Source organism: Fervidicola ferrireducens (assembly GCF_001562425.1).
In the GTDB taxonomy this organism is placed as follows: domain Bacteria; phylum Bacillota; class Thermosediminibacteria; order Thermosediminibacterales; family Thermosediminibacteraceae; genus Fervidicola; species Fervidicola ferrireducens.
In genome coordinates, this window is the sequence record NZ_LOED01000001.1 from 209,206 (window position 1) to 216,033 (window position 6,828).

Genomic DNA, 6,828 nt, shown 5'->3' on the forward strand with positions numbered 1-6,828 from the left:
ACGAATTAAATTAGCTTATACCCAATATATCCCGATATATCATTAAACTTTTCCTAATATCTTTAAAATCTCGAATATCAAGGGTTTCCTTTAAATTTTCAAAGTACTTACGTATACTTTCTTGTGGAATAACCTCGCTTGAAGGCTCATTTTCTTCATATCCTCTCCTTGCTTCTCGCCACGGTTTATCTTTATGTGTCATATCTCTTAGAACCCAAGCATCAAACATTCCATATATATTGTATATCTCGTTAAGCAATTGAATTTGTTCAATATCGAACACTTTCGAAGGATCAAAATCTTCTTTTGCAAGATAGTCATAATTTTGGTACTTATACCAGATCTCTGGAGAAACTGGCCCATGTACCCACGCTTCAAGTGGGGTAACAAATAACGGCTTGCCAAAAAACGCCAAATGCCACCCTTGAGCATAATATATCAATTTTTGAAGCTTTAATGGTGTGAGGATACTACCTTCTTTTACATCTGCTTTACTTAAAAAATATTTAGCAACATCAAATACACTTACTGTTTTTTTTGAACAAATTTTTTCGAGGGCAGCTTCAATTTTCTTTCTAACTTGATTACCAAGACAATCCTTATTTGACTCATACAGTTTTTTCATGTATACAGGATTTTGAAGCTTTTTTAACTCATCACTATAAAGTTTTAAAGGCGTAATTCCTTTTAAATACCTTTCTATAGTAGCTTCGCCCCATCCTAACAGTTTTGCTAATGTTTTGGCACTAATATCATAAGTAGTTAATATATTTTCAATTTCTTCGGTCGTAATTATTCCCGCTTTCTTTCTATATTCAGCATTAGCTTTTTTAATATTCTCGTCATCCAATTCAGGTATATATATTTCATTTCCGCATTTATTACAATAAGCTATTTGTCCAATAAAATTAATTTCAATCCCTCTTATATTATCGCTAATTTCTTCTTCTCTAACAGTATATTCAACATCCTCATCGCAATAATAGCAATACCTTTTCATCGGCACCTCCCACCTTTCCCTATTCACAAATAAGGATAGTCGAGATCATACTCCGCTTCGTGGAATGAGAGACATACAACTGTTCTTCTCCCATCCCTTATTTTTAATTTTATATACACCTCTATATCCTCAAATATTTGACCAAAAATCCAGACAGTTTCCCCATTATAGCGAGGATTGTCGTCGTAATCTGTATAGGAGTAATTTGTAATATCTAATTTTAGCAACTCTTCGTAAATAATTCTGCTGGTAATATTGTATTGCCGCATAAACTTGGAAGTTTTATCCCCTGGCCTATTTTCTTTAACAATAACAAGCGTCGTCTTTTCGTCACCACTTTTCAAAATGGAATGTAATCTTCTTAAAAAGTCTTTTACCTCATCTTCATCACATATCCACGCCATCACACGCCTCCATAAGTATCATATGATACTTTCAATTAAAATATACACGAAATATAACAAAATGTAAAGAAAAAATTTGGTATCAATTGATACTTACAACGGTGAACAACTTCATTCTTTACGAAAGAACTGACGTATCAGCGGTAATCCTCTAACGTCCGGCGAGAAATGCCATCTGCCTGCCTCGAAAGGAGAAATTCGCTCAAGATGAAATGGACGTCCAATTGGGGAATTTTTAGCCTTGCCAATTTTGCCATAGAAAACAAAAACACCTCCTCAATCAGGGACACCGGATTTTTTTTGGCCCATTTTTGAGGAGGCTAATCCGTAAAACCCTTGATTTCATTTCCTGGTGCCGAAGGCGGGAGTCGAACCCGCACGGCCTCATCGGCCACCGGATTTTGAGTCCTAAAATGGCGATTTTGATTGGTATTAGTGAATTTAAAGAAGTTTAATCTAATGTGGTTTTATGCTACTTCTACCGCTGGCAATATTCATCCTTGTTTAATGGTTTTAAAAGCATTTTTATTGTATTTGCAGTACTTTTTGCAGTACTGCAAAACACCAAGAGGCCAGGGCAAAGTAAAAGGGTATTCCTAAGATGGAATACCCTTATTTTTTTGCCTATAAGCATAAACCTTGCAATGTTTACCAGTAGGCACTTTTTTAACTTCGCCAGTATAAGGGTTTACGACTTTAATGAATTCAGGGCAGTATTTCTGGCGTTTATCTGTTGCAATAAACCAATCTCCACAATACTCGCACTGGCGTAATTCTCTTGTATTTAAAATTTCCATTTCTAACTGGACAAAAAGAGCGGTATACAAATCTTCCGGCACTAAATATTTTTCTACCCCAATAGAGGAACTTTTTACTTTAGTGTCTATGTCTACCAAAAATTTTACGCTGAGGCCATTTTCGTAAACTTCACTTATCTTCCTTAGCATTAAATATCTCAAGAATTCAACAGAGTTATCTAAAGCCTTAAGTTTTTTATATACTTCTTCTTCCCACGGGAAACGGAAAAGATGTTTTAAGACTTCGATTCCTCTTTTGGTAGTGTTCCAAAAACAAAGAGATAAGACGTCGGGATATTTCTTTTGGTACTGTCCTACTTTGCTATCATCTCCATTCATGAAATCAGGCCAAATTTTAACCAAGTCCTTATACCAATCCAGCCCAATTCTTTCAACAGGTATTATTGCCGACACTAACGCACATTGGCCGTTTTCAGTTATGTGAAGAATTTTAGAGGCAAGAACATCATCTTCATTTTTGATTAAGTCCAGCAGAAAGACCATGCAATGCATTTCTATTATGCTTTCTATCCAAGTTGAGTAAGAGCAAGCAGGCTTAAATACGTTTTTGTGTTTATCTATAATCTCGCCATTTTCTCGCCGGAGCAAGCCGTATTTTTTAGCAAAAGAAGTAATGTTTTCTTTGGACGGATAGAGGTTAGCTAATTCACGGTAAAGCAATGGATTTTTTTCTAAAGGATGAATCACTTTGCATAAACAATCATTGTTTTTGTAAGTGATGAACGGAGGCCTTGCGGCATCTGGTAATATTGAGTTTTCCTCGAGGTTTTCTATCCATACAAAACCGCCCACCGGAAGGTGATTTTCAAAATATACTCTGTCCACTTTCTATCCTCCAAATGTAACCGAAATTGTAACCGAGATGAGTATACTTTTTTCTCGAGCTATTATATCATGAATCTAGAATTAAGGCAACAAAAAAAGAAGGGAGGTTAGCCCGTGTTAAGGTTAAAATACGAAAGATTAAAGCGAAATATAAGTCAACAAAAGTTAGGTGCTCTAGCCGGAATTCACCCTTCCATAATAAGTCACATTGAAAACGGGAAAATTTATCCATTTCCAGGATGGAGGGAAAGGATAGCTAAGGCCCTAAATTGGCCCATCGAGCAAGCTGATGAACTTTTTACGGAGGTGGCAGAGGATGGAGAAAGCAGTTTATAACGTTAAGGAAGTTGCGGCAATGCTGGGCATTAATACCGTAAAAGCCTACGAATTAGCGAGACGGCAGGATTTTCCAGCGATTAAGATAGGAAGGCGTATATTGGTGCCGAAAGAAGCCTTTCATCGCTGGCTTGAGAAGGCGGCTTTTGATAAACAATCTAGTGGCCGGTTTTGAAAGCGGAAATGACAAGGTTTTTCGCTGGGTTACTGCAATGGTACTGCAATTAGGCAAAACAAAAACCCCGGCCAAATGCCAGGGTTATGGAGGTGATTTGATGAATTATTCCCATTCAATTTTACCACAAACCGACAGCCTTTTCAAATTATTGAACCGGCTTGAAAGCGTCCGGCAGACAGGCCCAAACAAATGGGTTGCACGTTGCCCGGCACATCCAGACCGCAGTCCTTCGCTTTCGATAAGACTGAACGGCGATAGAATTCTGGTTTACTGCTTTGCCGGTTGCCCAGCAAACCGAATTGTTGAGGCCGTCGGTATGACGGTTGGCGACCTTTTTCTTGATTCGCCAAAGAATGCAAAGAAAAAAGAAAGGCCCACCCTTCAATTGTTGGCGGCCCAAATTCTTGAAAAGGCCCTTGTGAAAGAGTTAGAAAACGAGCTACTCGAGGAAATAAAACTTATCGAGCGGTTGCTCTGGGCACATGGTGGCTGGCAAGAGATAATGAACAATAGCGAGCACGCCGACGCCCTGGCGGAAATGGCCCATCGATTAAGCTACCTTGACTATCTCTGGAGTGAATTCACTAGAGGCAAAACAACAAGCGAATTAATTGAAGCGACAAAGGAGGCACTAGTGTTATGAACATAGGCGATGAAATTTTAACAGCCCTCCAAAACCTGTCGGAGAAAGAAAAAGCGATAGTGGCCGAAGCCCTCGGCCTTGCGAAAAAAGAACGTGAAACGCAAGCCCAACAAATCGTCAATCTTGCTTTAGCGGCTGGAGTTGAGTTATTCCATGACCCACAAGGCAAGGCTTATGCCACTATACCAATCAACGGCCACAAGGAAACGTGCCCCATAACCTCTAGAGGAAGTGGGCCTTTCCGGAGTTGGCTGAGGCGGTTATTCTTCGAGAAATACGGAAAACCGCCAGGAAACCAGGCATTACAGGATGCCATCGGCGTGCTCGAGGCCAAAGCCCAATTCGACGGCCCAGAACACTCTACTAACATTAGGATAGCACAAAACGCCGGCAAAGTATACGTTGACTTAGCAAATGAGAGTTGGAAAATAATCGAAATCACACCCGGCTACGGCTGGCGTATTATCGAGGCCCACGAATGCCCTGTGAAGTTTATAAGGCCTAAAGGTGCATTGCCATTGCCAGAGCCAAGAAGCGGTGGCACTATTGACGATTTGAAGCGGTTTTTAAACATCCAAAGCGATGACGATTTTAAGCTAATCATTGCATGGCTTTTGGCGGCTTTACGGCCACAAGGCCCTTACCCCATCTTAATGCTTGAAGGCGAGCAAGGAACAGGCAAGACCACGGCGGCGAGGGTGTTACGCTCGCTTATAGACCCAAACATATCACCAGTGAGAACCCCACCAAAGGACGAAAGAGACCTGGCGATTAATGCCGCAAACAATTGGGTTATTTGCTATGACAACCTAAGCGGTATACCTATATGGCTGAGCGATGCCCTTTGTCGCTTATCCACCGGCGGCGGTTTTAGCACTCGCCAGCTATTCACTGATGACGAGGAAGTAATTTTGGAGGCCTGCAGGCCGGTTATCCTTACCGGCATAGATGAAATAGCAAGCAGGCACGACTTACTAGACCGGTGCATTATCGTGAACTTACAGCCCATCCCCGAAGAACAGCGAAAGGACGAGACGGCTTTCTGGCGAGAATTTGAGGAAGCGAGGCCCGGAATATTGGGAGCATTGTTAGTGGTTGTCTCACTAGGATTGGAGAATCTCGACAGAGTGAAACTCGACCGATTGCCACGGATGGCAGACTTCGCAAAATGGGTTACAGCTTGCGAATCAAGCGGCGTGCTATGGGAAGAAGGCGGCTTTATGGCGGCATATACGGAAAACCGGAGCGAAGCAGTAGAATCGGCCCTTGAAAACGATGTACTTGCGACCGCAATTAGAATTTTACTCGAAGAACGTGACGAATGGGAAGGCACGGCCAAGGATTTACTTGAGGCCCTGGCGGTATACGTGGACGACAGCACGAAACGAACCAAAGCCTGGCCCTCGAATCCTCGAACCTTAAGCAGTAGATTAAGGCGAGCGGCTACATTCTTGCGGCAGAGTGGAATTGAGGTTGAATTTTACAGAACCCCGGGAAGCGGGAGTAAACGACTTATTAGACTAAGAAAGAAAATTTGCGTCGCAAACGACGCCATCGTCGCAAGAAACCCGCAAACCCTTGAAAATACTGAGCTTGAGGATGCGACGCAAAAATGCGACGCAAAAATAGGTTGCGACGCAAGCGATAATTTTGCGTCGCACTTAGAAGCCTTGAAAATCAAGCAATGCGACGATAGCGACGCAAGCGACGCAAAAAATCATACTAAGTCTAAAATCGTGAGTGGTGAACTATGACCCTCGAGGAATTCATCCTAAACCTCATACAGAACGGCGTTACCTTGTTGACGGTTGGCGACAAATTGAAATATACCGGCCCTGAAGAAGTGCTTACCGATAGCGTAATAAGAACGATGGCAAAACACAAACACGAAATAATCACATGGCTTGCCAATCCTACAATAACCGTCACGTCTAGAGGAAAGAAAACGAGATTATACCGCCAAAGGCCGGAATGCCTGAAAGCTGGTTACTGTTTGCGGTTTACTAACGATTGTGACCTATTCCCACTCACATGGCTTAAAGGATGGTGCAGGGAAAGGGTAAGTATGGCAAGGCCCCAGAGAAAAGCACGGGGAGGGTAAGAAATTTTCACCCTTTACCCTGCTGACCCGCCGGGCCCTCGCTTGCGTGAAAAAATCCCTTATGAAAGTTAGGGTTGTCGGCATTACCGACACCCCTAAGGGCATACCGGAAATTTTGGCTTGCTCCGGAGAACCGGCGACGTGCAGGCTTGCGTGCAAAAACTTCGCTTTATTTCGCAAGAGGGGGAAAGGAGCGGTTGAATTGACTACCCCTTCCTTAAATTCGAGGAAGCTCCTCAATGTTGAGGAGATTGGGAAGGGAGTGCGTTAAAATCACACCCTTTCGGGGAGGACTTAACACACAAGGGGGCTGAAAATGCTCCGCACATTAAAGCCTGTTTTCAAGAAGGTTGAATACTACCTGTTTTTCCACTCCATGAACCGACTGCAAAATATTGCACTTACCAGAATTTGTATTGTCAATGATTGCTTATTCCCTTACACTGCGAACTTGTTAGGATTGCCTCTATGAATACGGAAACTTAACGCCATAGTGGTAGTATTCTCTGCTACTATGGAGCTG

8 protein-coding genes are annotated in these 6,828 nt (G+C 42.1%); 5 read left to right on the forward strand and 3 right to left on the reverse strand.

The features are described 5' to 3' along the window. Positions 1-10: 10 nt before the first annotated feature. The 3 genes from AN618_RS01010 to AN618_RS01020 all read right to left on the reverse strand — a co-directional run bounded on the left by AN618_RS01010 (position 11) and on the right by AN618_RS01020 (position 3,047). Positions 11-1,000: a type II TA system antitoxin MqsA family protein gene (locus AN618_RS01010; RefSeq protein WP_066350943.1), complete on the reverse strand. Its 990-nt coding sequence runs from the start codon at positions 998-1,000 to the stop codon at positions 11-13. A 23-nt stretch (positions 1,001-1,023) separates the two neighbouring features. Then, positions 1,024-1,404 (reverse strand): hypothetical protein, encoded by a 381-nt coding sequence (locus AN618_RS01015; protein ID WP_066350948.1) that lies wholly within the window; start codon positions 1,402-1,404, stop codon positions 1,024-1,026. Between the two features lie 596 nt (positions 1,405-2,000). Continuing rightward, a complete protein-coding gene (locus tag AN618_RS01020) occupies positions 2,001-3,047 on the reverse strand; it encodes a hypothetical protein (protein ID WP_066350950.1) in 1,047 nt (348 codons plus the stop codon). A gap of 114 nt (positions 3,048-3,161) precedes the next feature. Between AN618_RS01020 and AN618_RS01025 the strand changes: the two genes are divergently transcribed. Genes AN618_RS01025 through AN618_RS01045 form a run of 5 tightly spaced genes read left to right on the forward strand, consistent with a single transcriptional unit; the run spans position 3,162 to position 6,305 of the window. After that, entirely contained in the window at positions 3,162-3,383 is a 222-nt protein-coding gene (locus tag AN618_RS01025; RefSeq protein ID WP_066350952.1) for a helix-turn-helix domain-containing protein, read from the forward strand. Then, positions 3,364-3,558 (forward strand): helix-turn-helix domain-containing protein, encoded by a 195-nt coding sequence (locus tag AN618_RS01030; protein WP_066350954.1) that lies wholly within the window; start codon positions 3,364-3,366, stop codon positions 3,556-3,558. Before AN618_RS01025 ends, AN618_RS01030 begins: the two co-directional genes overlap by 20 nt. Next, entirely contained in the window at positions 3,530-4,204 is a 675-nt protein-coding gene (locus AN618_RS01035; protein WP_066350956.1) for a hypothetical protein, read from the forward strand. The genes AN618_RS01030 and AN618_RS01035 overlap by 29 nt, the downstream gene beginning before the upstream one ends. Continuing rightward, positions 4,201-5,958 (forward strand): hypothetical protein, encoded by a 1,758-nt coding sequence (locus AN618_RS01040; RefSeq protein ID WP_066350958.1) that lies wholly within the window; start codon positions 4,201-4,203, stop codon positions 5,956-5,958. Before AN618_RS01035 ends, AN618_RS01040 begins: the two co-directional genes overlap by 4 nt. Further along, the gene (locus tag AN618_RS01045) at positions 5,955-6,305 is read left to right on the forward strand and encodes a TubC N-terminal docking domain-related protein (protein ID WP_066350960.1); all 351 of its coding nucleotides are present in this window, start codon (positions 5,955-5,957) and stop codon (positions 6,303-6,305) included. The genes AN618_RS01040 and AN618_RS01045 overlap by 4 nt, the downstream gene beginning before the upstream one ends. Positions 6,306-6,828: the final 523 nt, after the last annotated feature.

Bases quoted from the DNA above. Each gene is read 5' to 3' on its own strand.
- AN618_RS01010 (WP_066350943.1), bottom strand. From the start codon at position 1,000: ATGAAAAGGTATTGCTATTATTGCGATGAGGATGTTGAATATACTGTT.
- AN618_RS01015 (WP_066350948.1), bottom strand. From the start codon at position 1,404: ATGGCGTGGATATGTGATGAAGATGAGGTAAAAGACTTTTTAAGAAGA.
- AN618_RS01030 (WP_066350954.1), top strand. From the start codon at position 3,364: ATGGAGAAAGCAGTTTATAACGTTAAGGAAGTTGCGGCAATGCTGGGC.
- AN618_RS01040 (WP_066350958.1), top strand. From the start codon at position 4,201: ATGAACATAGGCGATGAAATTTTAACAGCCCTCCAAAACCTGTCGGAG.
- AN618_RS01045 (WP_066350960.1), top strand. From the start codon at position 5,955: ATGACCCTCGAGGAATTCATCCTAAACCTCATACAGAACGGCGTTACC.